The following is a 16527-nucleotide window of genomic DNA, read 5'->3' as shown; positions in this document are numbered from 1 at the left end:
TTTAACAGCTTGCTAATTTTTCCTTCCCCCGAAAAGCCTTTATCGGTCGATCAACTGGGCCATCATGAGGGCTTTGCCTACAATTGTTCCTTCGTGGTACAGTTCAATGTCCACCTTGCCGAATTTCCTGGAAACCTCTAATACCTTTGGCCTCACTTCGATCATCTTCTCAATCTGTACAGGCTTTAAAAAGTATAACGTCATATTTTCCACAACAAGATCGCCTTTCTTATATTTTCTTAACGATCTGCTTCCCGCTTCCGTTATTAAAGTGGTTGCAACCCCATATGATAAGGTGCCAAGTTGATTAGCCATTTGCGGAGTAACCTCACAGCGGAAAATGTGATCATTTCCAACAGAAACATCTTCAAGCCTGCTTGTGATCAGGTCATCGAATGTTTCGCCGATCTGCGGCTGCTTCTGAACCATTTGAAGAGCTTTAAGAACATCCTGTCTGCTGATGATCCCGATTAATCTCTGGTACTGGTCCAGTACAGGGAGCATTTCTATTCCTTCCCAGATCATCATATGTGCAGCTGCCGCAACGGAAGTCGTATCACTTACGGTCAATGGATTCTTTGTCATAACCTTCGAGACCGGGATGTCCGGATTTGCTCCGAGGATATCTTTTGATGTGACGATTCCTCTCACTTTCATTTGTTCATCTACAATCGGATAGCGGCTATGTTTTGTTTGTTCATTCAATTCATGCCATCTGCTTACTTTATCAGTAGAATAAATATAGCTTGTGCTTTCAAGCGGAGTTAAAATATCGCTGACAAGGACGATATCCTTTTTGATTAATCTATCGTAAATAGCACGGTTTATTAAAGTAGCCACCGTGAATGAATCATAACTGCTTGAAATTAGGGGCAGTTTCGTTTCATCAGCCATTCTTTTTACATCATCGGTAGCATCAAAGCCGCCGGTAATAAGTACTGCAGCACCTTCCTCAAGGGCAATTTTATGGACCTTGTCCCGGTTTCCGACAATCAGAAGGCTGCCAGGGTCGACATAGCGCATCATCGCTTCCATTTTCATCGCACCGATAACAAACTTGTTCAATGTTTTATGAAGTCCTTCTCTTCCTCCCAATACCTGTCCGTCTACGATATTAACTACTTCTGCATACGTAAGCTTTTCGATGTTTCCTTTTTCTTTTTTGGTGATTCTAATTGTTCCGACACGTTCAATGGTGCTGACGATGCCTTTGTTTTCAGCATCTTTTATTGCTCTGTAAGCAGTCCCTTCACTTACTGACAGTTCTTTAGCAATTTGCCTTACAGAAATTTTATTCCCCACATCAAGGGATTCAATATAATTTAGTATTTGTTCATGTTTCGTCGTCAAGGCTATTCACCATACTTTCCTTTCCTCTGTATAACAGTTCTATTTGGATAAAAGAAACACCTGCTGCATTAGGTAGTTTTTTAATTATACAAATGAAAGGAAATAACTTCAACGGCTGTATTGTCTGCGCTCCGAGTTTTTTGGTGTGGAGCTTGTAGGATAAGGCAGCTTTTTAAGCTTTGAACTATACACCAGTCCAGCCAGATTACCGCCTAGAGCGATTAAAGCGAAGAGGACCCAAAGACCGAAAAATGCCCCTTCCAAATCAAAACTGAACTCGAATCTGGGCATTGCGTCATACATTAAAAACAGGATTCCTAATACAGATAAAAACAAACGTTGTTTCATTATACATTCGCCTCCTGTATTACTCTTTGGACTTGTCATACTACTTTATGCCTTCTCCAAATCCACTAGAACTGTATGGGGCCCTTATATAAACATTGATAAAAAAACAGCATTTTAGAAAAAACTAGACAAAAAGAATAACCGATGCCCATCAAAGCATCGGTTCTGCAAAATTATAGCTCTATTGATTCTCCTGATTCAAGAACCTTTCCCTTTCCTTCTTCCAGTTTTTCTACAAACTTATGCGGGTCCTGTTCAATCACAGGGAACGTATTATAGTGCATCGGCACGGTTGTCTTGGCATCAATCCACTTTGAAGCAGTTGCGGCGTCTTCAGGGCCCATCGTAAAGTTATCGCCTATCGGAAGGAAAGCAACGTCTATCTGATGCTCTGCAAGCAGTTTCATATCAGAATACAGCGCCGTGTCACCAGCATGATAAATCGTCTTTCCTTCCGCTTTAAAGAGAATACCAGCAGGCATGCCTGTATAAATGATCTGCTGATTTTCCTCATCTGTATAGCTTGAGCCGTGGAAAGCCTGTGTAAGCTTTACTGTGCCAAATTCAAATTCATGGGCACCTCCGATATGCATCGGATGAACATTAAGGCCCTGCCACCCCAAATATGTAGCAAGTTCAAACGGCGCAACTACGAGTGCTTCATTTTTCTTAGCGAGCTCCACAGTGTCTCCTACGTGATCATTATGGCCGTGTGTCAACAGGATGACATCACATTTCATCTCACTCGCTTCATGATTGCATTGTCCATTTCCAGAAATAAAAGGGTCGATCAAAATCGTCTTGCCATTGGTTTGAATCTCTACAACAGAATGGCCATGGTAAGTAACTTTCACAATCCTCAACTCCTTTTTTCATAATAGCGTCTCAATGTTTTTTTCCTGAAAAACAATAAACAAAACATCTTCTGTGTTACTATTAATAATTCTGCCATGCTTTTTCATACTTTTCAATTAAATTGGGCCGTATCAGTGTATTAGGTTCCATCTTGACAACATTGCCATCTTGATCTGTAATGACCTCATCTTCATCTTTTCCAAAATCTGTAAGGGAGGTCAGCAGTCTATCTGATAAAAACCTTGTTTCTACTGAAATACTTACATCACTCATATCGACAGGATGTCTGGTTCCGAGCACGAAGCCCCAGTTGCCGAAGCTCGGTATATCAACATGGAAATTCTTTGTAACAAGGCCGGTCTTCTCGATCGTTTCATTGATTGTCCAATAAACTTCCGTAGCAAATACAGGGCTTGTAGCCTGAACCATAACCGCTCCATCTTCCTTGAGGTGATTTCTAATCAGAGAGTAAAACTCCCACGTATAAAGCTTGTTCAAAGATTCGTTATTCGGGTCAGGAAGATCGACGAGAATAACATCGAATTTATTCTTTGCCTTCTTTAAATATTTAAAGGCATCATCGTTAACGATAGTTACTTTTTTATCCTTCAATGAACCCTTGTTCAGCTCTAAAAAATGATGGTTTGTACTTGCCAGCTCAGTGACTCTAGGATCAAGGTCCACCAATGTGACACTGTTTAGAGAATCGTATTTAAGCAGCTCTCTTACGGCAAGGCCGTCCCCTCCTCCAAGAACTAAAACATCGGATGGGTGCTCTGCCACAGCCATCGGAATATGCACTAGTGTTTCATGGTATCGGTACTCATCGCTGGAGCTGAACTGCAGCTGCCCGTCCAGATAGAGCCGGGTGTCTCCCTGTTCTTTTGTTACAACGATTCGCTGATAATTCGTATCTTCAGATAAAATCACCGGATCCTTATACATTTTTTGTTCAAACGAAAAAGCAATTTCTTCCCCGAATAGCGCTCCTCCTATCATAAGGCTAAATAACAGTGCTGCAGATATCGAAAGAATTCTAAAAAAAGGAATTTCAGCTCGAAAGGTTATCAAAATCCATATCCCTATGGCCACATTTACAATAGCAACCAGAAAAGCGGTGGTCACAAGGCCGAATTCCGGCCGTAACAGGAAGGCAAACAAGAGCCCGCCGATCAACCCGCCCGCATAATCGGAAAATAAAACTCTTGCCGTACTTTTATTTATTTCAACCCCAATTTCATTTGCTTTCCTGATCAAGATGGGAAGTTCCAGTCCCGTTAATCCGCCGACCAATAGAATGACCGAATATAAGAATACAGCCGTGGCAGTATCACCAACAAACGCAGTTAGACCAAAGATAAAGAAACTGGACAATCCCCCTACAAGTGCAATCATAAACTCAATCACAATAAACGTAAGGATAAGGCGCTTCATCACTTTTTCGCTCAATGAAGCACCGATGCCCATCCCGGTTAAAAACAGAGAGATGGTGATCGTGTATTGCTTAACTCCATCCCCTAAAATATAGGATCCCAGTGCACCGAATAAAACTTCAAATATTATTCCGCAAATCGATACTATCCCGGAAGCCCAGTAAATCCTGCTGCTTTTCCTTCTCTCCAACTCAGTCATCATTTCACCTTCATAAACTCATATTTTAACAATCATTTCGAGAAAAAACCCTCAAAACCATCGTTTCGAGGGATAATCAGAACCACTATGTAATAGAAGCGCCAACGACAAAAGCAAGCCCGATCGAAACGCTCATCGATGCGATTCCAACCGCAATGTTTCCCTGCTTAAGCTTTTCTTCTACTGAAAATTTCCTTGTCATAAAATCGAACAGATAATAAGCAATCAGCTGTAAAAGGACTCCGTAAGCTCCCCAGATTATCGTATCTAACACATCAGAACTATGATAGATGGAAAAAGAAAGAATGATGCAAATCCCAATGATTTTACCGCCTATCGACAATGCCACTGCCGTATTGCCATTTTCAATTTCATCCCAGTCTTTATATTTACTCGTTATTAATTCAAAGATATAAAGTCCAATTAGAACAGTAATGACAGCTACTATAAAATAAACAAATGTCAGCAAATAGGGCCCCACTTCTTTTCACTCCTTAAACGTAATTTTTCTAAAATCCTATTTTCCTGTTCCCGGGCCACCGCCCCTGGAACCCGAGCCACGAAAGGATGGGGGTACAGAAGGCCCCTTATATGCTCCTCTAGAGCTATTATATCCTTTGTAACAATTCCCGCCAGATTGTAAACAGCGTTGTTTCTGGCGCTTTCCCCAGTCATCCACGTCTAAAATTTCATCAAGTATGTAGTATGCGATGAATCCGTTAAAAAAGCCGGGTTGATAATTGTCCCTTACAAATCCTGTCGAGGCAACTTCGATCAACGTATCATCCGGATTTTCTTCATCTTCTGTTAGAGTTACGAAAGTTTCATCGTAAACAAGTATTTGTTTTCCATCTTTTTTCTCACTGGCATTGTTCGGTTTAATCTGTTCCTGCAAGTAAGTTGATACATCGTCGATCGTTTTTCCCTCGGCCGCATAGATGCGAGCGGCATCATTCGAATCAACGCTGCTTTTCACTGTGTCTTCCAGTGTGTATCGATCGGCAATAATTTCTCTTATATCCTGTGTGATGCCACAGCCTGCAAGCAGAAGAACGAACGCAACCAATAAGGCAATTCCCAATCGCTGCCCTTTCATTCTTACACCCCATTAAAAGGGGAAAGATTATTCTTTCCCCATTTTTTTCTTCAGTTCTGCTAATTCGTCATCAATTTCATCATTTTTCCCAAGTGCTTCAAACTCATCATCAAGGCTGCGGTTAGAAGATCGCAAATCTTCGCTTGTTTCTGCTTCTGCTTCGTAACGAAGCACCTTCTCTTCCATTCTTTCAAAGCCTTTTTTCGATTCGTCACTGCCGATCCCTGACATCGCGCGGTTGATTTTCGTCTTCGTTTTCGCAGATTCAGCTCTTGCTTTAAGAGAATCTTTTTTAAGCTTCATCTGGTGATACTCATCTTTCATCTCGTTCAGCTTGTTTCTGAGGCTGTCAGCATCAGCCTTTGCCCGTTCATAAGCTTCTTTTAGCGTCTCAGCCTGCCTTTGCTGTTCCTTTTTATCTTCTAGTGCCCTTCTTGCAAGGCTTTCATCACCTGCTTCAAGAGCTTTTATAGCCTGTGCTTCACGTTTTTGCACCAGCCCTTGAGAGTCATCGTACTTCTTCTTAAGCATTTTCTCATTTGCGATTTGCTTGGCTACAGCCGTTTCTGCTTCACGAATATCGGCTTCCATGTCTCTCATAAACTGTTCCAGCATTTTCACCGGATCTTCCGCTTTGTCGATCAATGCATTTAACTCTGAAGACATTACTGTACTTACACGCTTGAAAAGCTTGAACATAATAATTCCTCCCTGATATTTTATCACTTTTTTCCGTCGTTCTTATACACTTGAGTGCAAACTAGCTTGCAGCAAGAATCTTAATCTCATAATCGTCGATTTCGTAACCTTCGCTGACTTCAACTTCACTTCCCCAGACTTCGATCGAAAGAAACTTGTCTTCTTCCTCGTTTGCAAAGTCATAATATTTTACTTCCCTGCCGTCGACATTCTTTCCTCTTCCTTCCCCCTGAACGCGAGCCTGCCCTTTTTCATCCAAAAAATACTCCGTCCCATTCACATCGAGCTTTTCTGGTATCGGTTCAGACAGTTTGTGTTTTATGGATTTGTACATTGCGAGTTCAAGTTCATCGTCCATCTCCACACTCAACCATAACGTTTCATCGCTGCCCAGTAATTGGTAAGCGATCCATTCATAGCCATGGTCATTGTACCGAAGTTTTCCAACGACCTGAAAATCTTCAAGCTCATAAGTAACGATGTCGTTCACCTTCATATTAAACAGGTTTCTTTCTTTAATTTCCGGTTTACTTTGTTTCTTTTTAAAGAGTTTGGAAAATAGGCTCACCCGGACACCTCCTAACTTACCTTACACAATTACATACGAAATAACCTTTTATAGGTTTCATTTTTTTAAAATGTTTTATTTTCCATTTCTAAATTCGGAGAAGCAAACCGTGATCAAGGCTTTTGATGTGTTATCATATTCTCCTGCTCAGTTAAATAAAAATCTAGAGGCGGTCTTTGCTTTAGAAAACTTTTTTTCTCCAGTTTATAATAGCTTACTTTATAAAAGGGGTCACCGTCTATTAATGGCAATTCATTCTCAGATTTAATATACTGATCGACAGCAATTTGTACAACATCAATCCAAACCGGCATGTCTCTCTCTTCTGCCGGAAAAATTTCAAATGTTTCTTTCGACATAAAAAACTGCTGTTCGGGTATACCCCCAAGGTAAGGAGCGAGCAGATGATAATCGATTTCATGGTTGTCTTTGACTAGCACCTTAAGCGAGACACCTTCGCGTTTGTTGTCAGAAAACTCGCCGATCGCTTTTCTAACATCGGTCAGTGAAGCCTTTATCAATGGGTAACTTTTATCTTCTTCTCTCTTATTCTTCCCTTTTTTGTTCCCCCAGAATCTCATTACATATATCTCCTAATCATAGTTATTCTTATCATCTACTAGTTCTTTTTAGCCTTTCCTTTTTCCTGCAAATGTTTCTTCAACTGTATACTGCAAAGAAAAAAAGGCGGCTGTTAAAAACAGCTGCCTTGAAAATCACCCCAATAAATTGTGGACATCTCTATATTCTAAACCGTGCGCTTCTGCTACTGCTTCATAAGTCACATACCCATCGAGAGTGTTGATTCCTTTTAACAGTGCTTCGTTATCCTGGCAAGCCTTCACATAACCTTTGTTTGCTAATTGAACAGCGTAAGGTACTGTTACGTTTGTTAAAGCAATTGTTGAAGTCCTCGGAACCGCACCAGGCATATTCGCTACCGCATAATGCTGTACGCCATGCTTTTCATAAGTAGGGTTATCATGGGTCGTAATACGGTCAGTCGTTTCAAAAATTCCGCCCTGATCAATCGCAACGTCGACGATTACAGAACCCTGCTTCATTTCTTTGATCATGTCTTCTGTAACCAGCTTAGGTGCTTTTGCTCCTGGAATCAACACTGCGCCGATTACAAGGTCTGATTCTTTAATACAATCCGCAATGTTCATTGGGTTGGACATTATCGTATTGATTTCACTGCCAAAAATATCGTCAAGCTGGCGAAGTCGCTCTGGGCTTAGATCGATAATGGTCACATCTGCCCCAAGGCCCATCGCGATCTTCGCAGCATTTGTTCCAACTACTCCTCCGCCGATTACTGTTACTTTTCCTCGTTTCACTCCCGGAACTCCACTTAACAGGATTCCCATTCCGCCTTTTGGCTTCTCAAGGAACTGGGCGCCGATTTGCGCTGCCATACGGCCCGCAACTTCACTCATAGGTGTTAACAATGGCAATGAACGGTTTGGAAGCTGAACAGTTTCATAAGCAATCCCGACCACTTTATTGTCGATTAGCGCTTTTGTTAATTCCGGTTCTGGAGCCAGGTGAAGATATGTAAATAAGATAAGACCTTCATGGAAATACTGGTATTCCTCCGCAAGCGGTTCTTTTACTTTCATAACCATTTCCTGTGACCAGGCTTCTTGAGCTGTTTCTACAAGATGAGCACCGGCTTCCTGATACTGCTCATCTGTAAAGCCAGAACCAAGCCCTGCACCCTTTTGGATATATACCTCATGGTTATTGTTAACAAGAGTAAGAACTCCACCAGGAGTCATCGCAACACGGTTCTCATTATTCTTTATTTCTGTAGGTACTCCAATACGCACTTTTATTTCCTCCCTTACTATATAAAGCATTACAATAACGCTAACAACTTTAAAAACCTATACTATCATAACACCAATGGACAAATTTCGAAACAACAAAAATAAATTTATTTGAAAGCCCTTACATAAACTTTGCATTCTTTGACAGCCATTGAATTTCCTTACAAAAAAGGGCAAAAGAAACGAGTACCTTAAGGCCTTTTTTATCCAACCGGTAACCAAATATTAAAAATTTTGTAAGAGATTTAATGAATTCGATTCTGTTCAGTTTTTTGAAAACAATCGGGCATTCCGTTTTAATGTAAGATTTATACTATCTACCATTATCCACCCAGTTCCAGGTAAAGAGCCTTCCCTCGCTGTTTATCCATCTGATCTCTACTCTTTCCAACTGGTTAAAGCCATCCCTCTGTAATATTGAAACTACTTCTTCCACCTTTGTCATTTCGTTAATGTTTAGCCTTTGATAGAGGTTTTCTATCTCTTTCAACGCACGTTGGTCTTTTATGACACGATCTCCGTTTTCATATTCGTAATCCACCGGGCTGTTATATTCCCATTCATGTTCTTTTCCGTTATTAACTACCGACATCTTAAAAGAAAAACTATTCTTCAAGTCAGTTGCATAGCCCGTTGAAGCTCCCGATAGTAAAATACATGCTAATGTCGCAGACAAAACTATTCTTCTTATCATTCGCATCACCTCATCCTTATGTTGAGTTGGCGGCTATAGAATTATGCATGATTTCTTTAAAGGAGCTAAGCGTTTTACAATATTGTTCTATTTTTAAAATAACTCTGTTAATCTAATCTTAGTGATTTTAGCACGTCGTTTTATAAAGGTGGGAGCATATGGGATTGGCCAAAGAAGATATACAGAAAAAGAAAATCGGGATAGAAAGGTTTGGCCTGGAGTCTATTCCTGAACATTTACGAAATACATCCTGGTTAGAGTATGCCGTTATTCAGATCGCCATTTCGGTGAATGCTGGTAACTTTCTTGTGCCCGCAACAGCGGTCCTTGAAGGGGGATTATCTTTCTTTTGGGCCGTTGTTAGTACCGTAATAGGCGCTGCGGCAGCATTTTTGTTCGTTTCCTTTTTATCCATTCCAGGTGCCAAACAGGGAATACCATCCCAGTATGCAATCAGGCTATTTGTAGGAGTTAAAGGGGCAAGATACTTTGCTTCCCCCGTAAGGACGATCACCTCTTTATACTGGTTCGCAGTACAAACAATCGGTGGTGCTTATATCGTCATAGAATTGGCAGAAAGATTGTTTAATAAATCACTTTCGTTTACAGCAACTGCGTTGGTCCTTGCAACTGTTATGGCAGGATTAGCATTGGTTGGCTTTAATGCAGTAAAACGAATAACCCGTTATTTCTTGCCTGTGTTATTACTTGGCGGGATAGCAATGATTGCTATTTATATACGCCAGCCGATAAACGGAAACTCTTTTGCGGAAGTTATCCAGGTGGATTCCAGACCTTCCATATCGACAATGAGCTTTTTTGCAAGCCTTGCATTTGTTCAATACGTTTCTGGCGTCAGTAGTGCTTCTGATATGGCACGTTATGCTAAAACTGCCAGGCAAGGTTTCATTGGATTATATGCAGGAAATGTTATCGGTTTTTTGATCACTTCTATTTTAGGGGCATATACTGCTGCTGCGGCACAACACTGGAATCCTTTTCTCATTACGAGCAGGGAAACAGAATCTGCAATTTTATTGTTTTTCATATTTACTGCAGCGATCGCTTCCATGATAACTATAAATATTAGCAACGCCTACACTGGAGGATACAGTTTGTTGAATACCTTTCCCATACTCGGAAGAGTCAAAAGCGCCATATTATTGGGCGTGTTTGCTGTTTTGTTAAGTACAGTTCCCTCCCTTGTAAATGAAGCAAGATCCTTCATCACCTTGCTCGGAGGATTTATTATTCCTCTTTCAGCGATCATAGCAACTGATTTTATTGTTATTAAAAAATGCCGCTTCTATCATGAGGATCTTGCTTTGCTAAATGAAAACAATTGGTCATATAACACACGGGGATTCTGTTCATTAGCACTGGGTACCGTCGTCTATTTCTTTTTGCCCGATTCTTATTCTCCGGGTTTCCTTACATTTGTCCTTACAGGAGTAATATATTATTTTTGCCATACAAAAAGAGGCCAGTAGGACTGAAGCACCTGCTTATGAACTTCCCTTTCTCCTTCAAGCCCATACGTATATAATTAGTCCCGTCTCTTTTTCACTATACATAACCTTCGCTTTGATTGGACTGGATTCGAAATATGCAAACGGCAACCGCTTTTTTTAAGCCACACCAATGCCAGAAGATAAAGGAGAAAAAATAAATGGTGGAATTCGTTTATAATCCGAAGCTCGGAATCAAAGTCCCTGTACTCCATGGAAAATGGAACGAGATTCCGTCTGAACAGAAGGAGAAAATTTTGTTCGAATGGGAGAAAATCAGAGGTGAAATTCCAGATCGCATAGCTGAGATAGAAAAAGTGATCAACACGAAACAAAGCATGCTTGGAGAAGAAGAAAACTTTTCTCATTCCTGCCGGTTAAACGAAGAGATCGCAGAGCTAGCATCTGCCATCAACGATCTCTGGCTCTTGTATCGTTCTGAGCCTATTATCACGAAAGAAAAGCAGGCTGGTCTATAAGACCAACCTGGATTACTTTACCAATTCACGTATAATATGTCCCATTTCCGGGATAATCAGTTTTTCCATTGCAAGCTTTACTGCACCTGAAGAACCGGGCATTGAAAACAGAGCTGTTTCCTCAACAGTTCCAGCAATTGCTCTGCTTAAAATAGCTGCCGAACCGATATCTTCCGTATAGCTTAACATTCGAAATATTTCTCCAAAACCGGGTAGTTCCCTGGCTATAATCCGTTGCACAACTTCATAAGTGACATCCCTTTTAGAGATTCCTGTCCCCCCGTTTAACAAAATAACATCTACTTCCCTGTTATCGATTCCACTTTCAATTGCCTGTTGTATTTCGTTCTGCTCGTCTTTAACAATTTCATATCTGGAAACAGCATGTCCCGCTTCTTTCAGATAGCGTTTTATAAGATTACCGCTTTTATCTGTTTCTTCATCCCTCGTATCACTAACAGTTATAACATGGCATCTTACTGAATCCGGAGCTTGTTCTTTATGATCTGATACACTCAAAAAATTTGGCCTCCTTAGCAGTTTATTGTTTTTCCATTAAAAATCTTTTTTGATAAAATTTATGGGCAACTTCACTCACAGATTTAGAGAAGCGATAATTCATTCCTGCTCCAAATGCGATTCCGAACAGCGGGATACCCTGTATAAGCTTTTTCCGGAGCATTATGATCGCTAACCCTTTCCCCAACTGCTTCAAAGGACTGTGAAGCCATGTTCCATCCGTTAGTTCATCGCCGCCCTCATAAAAATAGGGATGAAAATCATCTCCTTCTCTTATTTCCTCTTCAAGCTTATCCCACTCCTGTTTTTGAAGCTGTTTTGGCAATGTTGCCATATGAAAAACTTTTAATGAAATCATCATCTCTGCAGGCATACTGACTTGATATCCATAGGTCATGGCAATGGACTGGACGGTTCTTAAATTAATTGCTAATAGGGCAGGAATATCTAACCCCAGCAGCAAAAGGCTCCCCGTACCTGCCAGCCCTCCCTGGGCGAAAGAAACAAGGCGCTGCCTTGCAAGCTGATGTTCTGCTATGTAAATAAGCTGATCAACGGTTAGGAGTTTCATATCTGATAAATCCTTTATTTCACTATTGAATAATCGTGCTTCTGTAAGCAAACGCCTTGTGGAATCAAGTTGAAACTGTGAATTTTGAATAAGAGCATGGAAATGAAACAGCAATGAATCAATAGTTGTGTAGACTTTATCCTGAAGCTTCGGGTCCAATCGGTTAAGTTGGTTCTCAAACCATTTATCAAATGTTTTTTGAATATCAGTTGTTTCGTGATTCAGTGCTTCATTTTCCCATTGTTCAATCGCTTCAAATACTTGTTCGTCCCGTTCCGTCCATCTCATATAAGCTACCTCCCCTTACTGCATGTCTGTTTCTATTTTAGCTTGTTAGCTAAAGAAGTTCCACTTTTCAAAATAAAACAGGGCCAGCCCCCGCTGAATAGGAATTCAGCAGTGCTGGCCCACTTTTATCTTATTTCGTTATACGCATTACATCTCTCGCGATCATTACTTCTTCATTCGTTGGAATTACAATAACCTTTACAGGTGAATGCGGATAATTAATAAATGCTTCTTTTCCTCTTACCTTATTTAAACTAGGATCCCAATATACTCCCATAAATTCAAGACCACGAAGAACACGTGACCGGACGACATCACTATTCTCTCCTATTCCTGCAGTGAAAATAATAGCATCCAGGCCTGCCATTCTTGCTGCATAGGATCCAATATATTTATGGATTTTAGAAGCAAACACCTCCAGAGCTAACTCGGCACGCTGATTTCCAGCTGCGGCCTCCTGTTCGATATCTCTCAAGTCACTTGAAAATCCAGACACTCCGAGAAGTCCGCTTTTCTTATTTAAAATCTGAATAACTTCTTCTGCAGTCTGGCCTGTTTTTTCCATAATGTAAGGAATAAGTGCAGGATCAATATTGCCTGAGCGAGTTCCCATCGTAACACCGGCGAGTGGTGTAAAGCCCATGGAAGTATCGATTGATTTTCCACCTTCAATAGCTGCTATACTCGCCCCGTTTCCGAGGTGGCAACTTAAAAGGCGCAATTGTTCGATCGGGCGACCAAGCAATTGAGCCGCCCTCTGGGAAACATACTTATGGGAAGTCCCATGGAAACCGTATTTCCGAATGCCGTATTTCTCATAATACTCATAAGGCAGACTATATAAATAAGATTGTTCTGGCATTGTTTGATGGAAAGCTGTATCGAAAACAGCTACAGCAGGTACATCGGGAAGAATCTCTCTAAACGCCTCAATACCAACAATATTAGCAGGATTATGAAGTGGAGCAAGCTCAGAAACTTCTTCGATCCCTTTTAGTACTTCATCCGTGATTAAAACAGAATCATTAAACTTCTCTCCACCATGAACAACACGGTGGCCAATTCCTTCTATCTCGTCATAAGATTGAATGATGTTATATTCGGTAAGCTTTTCCAACAGGAGCTTTACTGCAACGGAGTGATCAGGAATGCTGGTAACATCCTTCTTTTTTTCTCCCTCTACTTCAATAGTAAATATTGCATCATCCATTCCTATTCTTTCAACAAGACCTTTCGTAATTACTTTTTCTTCCGGCATTTCAAGCAGTTGAAACTTAAGTGAGGAACTGCCGGCATTTATGGCGATCATTTTAGCCAATCAAGACATCTCCTTTATGGCACAATTATTTAGCGAGTCTTTTAAGCTCTTATAGACTTCCGATTATTTTTGACTCTTTTAATTTAAACACCGGCTTCTCTTTTATTCAAGGGTAAACCCACAGTAAAACCGCTTACAGCAATTATTCCGCCAATTCAGAAATGTAAACGTTTGTTTATTAGTACTTTGCCCTTTCTCTCCACTTTCTATCATTTGGAGTGAAGAGTATTTCTAACAGCTCACAGAAGCAGGGATAAAACGAAATATAGTTTTAAGCATAAGAACGGCAAAGAAGACCTGCTTCTCTGCCGTTTCACCGTTACTTATTTTGTTCTTTAAACCAGAGATCGATCCGCTGTATCATTCTGCTCATGCTTTCTTTATTTGAGAATGATGGCAACTTCGCCATCAAAACCTGCTTTGGAGGTTTTGCATTTCCGCCTTTTTTCTGTAAAATCAAAATGCTCTTAGCATGAGATTCATTTTTAAACAGAGACATAGGTAGCTGAATGATCCCTTGAATGATGGCTTCTTCCTTTAAATAACGGTTTAGGTTTTCCGCTTCATCGCTCTGAAAGAGGAAATTCGGAATAAGAAAAATCAATACACCTGCTTCTCTTGTAAGGTTCAGGCTTTGTTCCATCAATAAGTGATGAACATAAGAAAGTCCTTCTTTAGCTTTCAACTTATAAAGTTCAGCTACATCCTCATTCGGATAATATCCGACAGGCAAGTCCGACACAACCATATCAACCGGGTTCAAATAGATAGGGCGGACACTATCTTGATGATATAATTCCAATTGATGCTGCTGTAGATTAGAATTGATAAAAGCCAGTTTAAGCAATATTTCATCCGGATCCAACCCAAAGGATGTTACTTTCTTCTGGGTATGATTTAATACAGCAGTTAATAAATTACCTGTACCGACCGCCGGGTCTAACAGGGAATATTCCTGCTTTTTATCAGACCATTTATTTACAAGGTAGCTGACAAACAATGCGACGCTGTCAGGGGTCATCGTATGGTGAGATTGAACTCCGGATTGCATCCCTTTTAAAATGGCAAGCTGCAACGCTTTTCGGATCGTTTCCGGCTGAATTTCTTCAATGGTAATCTTCTCATAAATTTCCTTTAGTCTTCTTCCGGTAACTACATCTAAGTCTTGCAGGTTCGTTTTTTGAAAGATGTTCTCACCGGTCTTTACAAGCGCTTCTAAATAGGTTATTTGAAGATGATTTTCTATAATAGAGGCTGATTCATCCAAAAGTTCGTATAGTTTATCAACCGTAGTTTCGCTCATAACTTTTCCTCCCGCTATGTACTTTCCGTTTATCATTGTATCAGACTGCAGGCGCAAGGGAAAATTAATCGTATGAAAGAAACAGTCCTGGCCTGCCAATCCCTTAGGCAAGGAACCGGTTTCTGCTCTTAATCTGGATTTTAAGTTTGCCAGGAGAAAATCTTTCTGATGTATAACTTTCTGACATATAAAAAGAGGCCGACTCAAATGCAAAGTGTCAGACACTTATGAGTCAGCCCCTTAGATGTTTATTCGGCTTTGGATGCTGCTTCTAATGCAGCTTCAAAATCGGGATAGTCAGTTACTTCTTTTACGTACTCGCAATACGTGACATTTTTGTTGCTATCGATTACAAATACAGAACGCGCAAGAAGTCTTAACTCTTCAATCGCTACACCAAACGCTTTCCCGAATGATAAATCATAATGGTCCGATAATGTTTCCACATTATCAACACCCGCTGCGCCACACCAGCGTTTTTGTGCAAACGGCAAGTCAACACTGATTGTCAGCACCTTTGCGTTTAATGTTTCTGCTTCTTCATTAAAACGACGTGTTTGGGAATCGCAAACACCTGTATCTAGTGAAGGAACAACGCTTATCAATAAAACTCCATCGAAATCGTTCAAGGATTTTTTAGACATATCATTTCCTAGAACTGTAAAATCAGGTGCTTTCTGCCCCTCTTTTACTCTGTCTCCCATTAAATTAACTTTTTCACCTTTAAATGTAATATCAGACACAAAACATCCTCCTTTATAAAGTTATGTATAACCTACTATTAAGAGATTCAACATTAGATTGTTATTCCCTTTCTGGTAACGCTCAAAACATGGGATTGATTCATGGAAAAAAGGACTGCCTTATAAGAAGTACAGTCCGTCATATCCATAACTTGAATTTTGAACAATCGAATCAAAGTCGATTAAAAATCCAGGGATTGCTTATTACTGTTTCGGTCATCATTTTGGCTTGTTTGCCGTCTGGCACTCTTAAAATGCGGTTTAGCTCTAGATTTCTCGTTACTGTTTCCGTTGTTGTTTCCATTTGTGCTTTTCATGCTACCCATCATTTGTTGGACTTTATCGATCGCTTGAGGAGCAAAGTCTAATAGCTTTTCATATAGATGGGTAGTATTGTCGAGATGCACCATTTTGACATCATCAGCATTTACAATCAAAAAGGCAATTGGCGTAATCGAGACACCCCCGCCGCTTCCGCCGCCAAAAGGCTGTCCTGAACCCTGATCGCTGCCGCCATCCTGACTATCCTTCTTCTTTCCTTTGAACATAAATTCACTTCCACCTGCAGCAAATCCAAATCCTACTTTAGAAACAGTTAAGATGACACTTCCGTCAGGTGTTTCTACAGGATCACCGATGATCGTATTAACATCGATCATTTCTTTTAGATTTTCCATCGCTGTTTGCATTAAACCTTCAATTGGATGCCCTGACATTTCGATTC

19 protein-coding genes are annotated in these 16527 nt (G+C 40.5%); 2 read left to right on the top strand and 17 right to left on the bottom strand.

Features of this window, described 5'->3' with window-relative positions; translation table 11 throughout:
* Window positions 1-39: 39 nt before the first annotated feature.
* The 11 genes from FCL54_RS02090 to FCL54_RS02040 form a co-directional block, all read right to left on the bottom strand.
* Entirely contained in the window at window positions 40-1350 is a 1311-nt protein-coding gene (locus FCL54_RS02090) for a CBS domain-containing protein (RefSeq protein ID WP_138122660.1), read from the bottom strand.
* A 108-nt stretch (window positions 1351-1458) separates the two neighbouring features.
* Window positions 1459-1698, bottom strand: coding sequence for a hypothetical protein (locus tag FCL54_RS02085; RefSeq protein ID WP_138122658.1), 240 nt, complete (start codon window positions 1696-1698; stop codon window positions 1459-1461).
* 173 nt (window positions 1699-1871) lie between these two features.
* Entirely contained in the window at window positions 1872-2555 is a 684-nt protein-coding gene (locus FCL54_RS02080) for a metal-dependent hydrolase (RefSeq protein WP_171016660.1), read from the bottom strand.
* 79 nt (window positions 2556-2634) lie between these two features.
* Window positions 2635-4188 (bottom strand): polyamine aminopropyltransferase, encoded by a 1554-nt coding sequence (locus tag FCL54_RS02075; protein ID WP_138122654.1) that lies wholly within the window; start codon window positions 4186-4188, stop codon window positions 2635-2637.
* Between the two features lie 82 nt (window positions 4189-4270).
* Window positions 4271-4666, bottom strand: coding sequence for a DUF350 domain-containing protein (locus FCL54_RS02070; protein WP_138122652.1), 396 nt, complete (start codon window positions 4664-4666; stop codon window positions 4271-4273).
* Window positions 4667-4702: 36 nt separating this feature from the next.
* Complete coding sequence (locus FCL54_RS02065; RefSeq protein ID WP_138122650.1) at window positions 4703-5281, bottom strand: DUF4247 domain-containing protein; 579 nt, start codon at window positions 5279-5281, stop codon at window positions 4703-4705.
* A gap of 27 nt (window positions 5282-5308) precedes the next feature.
* Window positions 5309-5980, bottom strand: coding sequence for a PspA/IM30 family protein (locus tag FCL54_RS02060; protein WP_138122648.1), 672 nt, complete (start codon window positions 5978-5980; stop codon window positions 5309-5311).
* A gap of 61 nt (window positions 5981-6041) precedes the next feature.
* Complete coding sequence (locus tag FCL54_RS02055) at window positions 6042-6548, bottom strand: DUF4178 domain-containing protein (protein ID WP_138122646.1); 507 nt, start codon at window positions 6546-6548, stop codon at window positions 6042-6044.
* Window positions 6549-6661: 113 nt separating this feature from the next.
* Entirely contained in the window at window positions 6662-7129 is a 468-nt protein-coding gene (locus FCL54_RS02050) for a DUF3939 domain-containing protein (protein ID WP_138122644.1), read from the bottom strand.
* Window positions 7130-7264: 135 nt separating this feature from the next.
* Window positions 7265-8380, bottom strand: a complete 1116-nt coding sequence (gene ald / locus FCL54_RS02045) for an alanine dehydrogenase (RefSeq protein WP_138122642.1) — start codon at window positions 8378-8380, stop codon at window positions 7265-7267.
* 313 nt (window positions 8381-8693) lie between these two features.
* A complete protein-coding gene (locus FCL54_RS02040; protein WP_138122640.1) occupies window positions 8694-9074 on the bottom strand; it encodes a hypothetical protein in 381 nt (126 codons plus the stop codon).
* Between the two features lie 158 nt (window positions 9075-9232).
* On the opposite strand from FCL54_RS02040, the gene FCL54_RS02035 reads away from it, so the two are divergent.
* Together FCL54_RS02035 and FCL54_RS02030 are read left to right on the top strand one after the other, a co-directional pair.
* Window positions 9233-10564 (top strand): purine-cytosine permease family protein, encoded by a 1332-nt coding sequence (locus tag FCL54_RS02035; protein WP_138122638.1) that lies wholly within the window; start codon window positions 9233-9235, stop codon window positions 10562-10564.
* Window positions 10565-10743: 179 nt separating this feature from the next.
* Window positions 10744-11061, top strand: a complete 318-nt coding sequence (locus FCL54_RS02030) for a hypothetical protein (RefSeq protein WP_138122636.1) — start codon at window positions 10744-10746, stop codon at window positions 11059-11061.
* Between the two features lie 12 nt (window positions 11062-11073).
* On the opposite strand, the gene FCL54_RS02025 is transcribed toward FCL54_RS02030, so the two are convergent.
* From FCL54_RS02025 to ytfJ, 6 genes are all read right to left on the bottom strand, one after another.
* Entirely contained in the window at window positions 11074-11580 is a 507-nt protein-coding gene (locus FCL54_RS02025) for a MogA/MoaB family molybdenum cofactor biosynthesis protein (RefSeq protein ID WP_138122634.1), read from the bottom strand.
* A gap of 22 nt (window positions 11581-11602) precedes the next feature.
* Complete coding sequence (locus FCL54_RS02020) at window positions 11603-12439, bottom strand: EcsC family protein (protein WP_138122632.1); 837 nt, start codon at window positions 12437-12439, stop codon at window positions 11603-11605.
* A gap of 130 nt (window positions 12440-12569) precedes the next feature.
* On the bottom strand, window positions 12570-13757 hold the full coding sequence (locus FCL54_RS02015; RefSeq protein ID WP_138122630.1) for an acetate kinase: 1188 nt from the start codon (window positions 13755-13757) through the stop codon (window positions 12570-12572).
* Between the two features lie 319 nt (window positions 13758-14076).
* On the bottom strand, window positions 14077-15060 hold the full coding sequence (locus FCL54_RS02010; protein WP_138122628.1) for a class I SAM-dependent methyltransferase: 984 nt from the start codon (window positions 15058-15060) through the stop codon (window positions 14077-14079).
* Between the two features lie 248 nt (window positions 15061-15308).
* A complete protein-coding gene (gene tpx, locus FCL54_RS02005) occupies window positions 15309-15803 on the bottom strand; it encodes a thiol peroxidase (protein ID WP_138122626.1) in 495 nt (164 codons plus the stop codon).
* 182 nt (window positions 15804-15985) lie between these two features.
* Window positions 15986-16519 carry a GerW family sporulation protein gene (gene ytfJ / locus FCL54_RS02000; RefSeq protein ID WP_138122624.1) on the bottom strand — a complete coding sequence of 178 codons (534 nt, stop codon included), beginning with the start codon at window positions 16517-16519 and terminating at the stop codon, window positions 15986-15988.
* Window positions 16520-16527 lie beyond the last annotated feature (8 nt).

It is taken from the genome of Exobacillus caeni (assembly GCF_005747095.1).
Classification (GTDB): domain Bacteria; phylum Bacillota; class Bacilli; order Bacillales; family Guptibacillaceae; genus Exobacillus; species Exobacillus caeni.
Note: the sequence above shows the minus strand (reverse complement) of the source record. Positions and strands in the feature narration are given on the sequence as shown.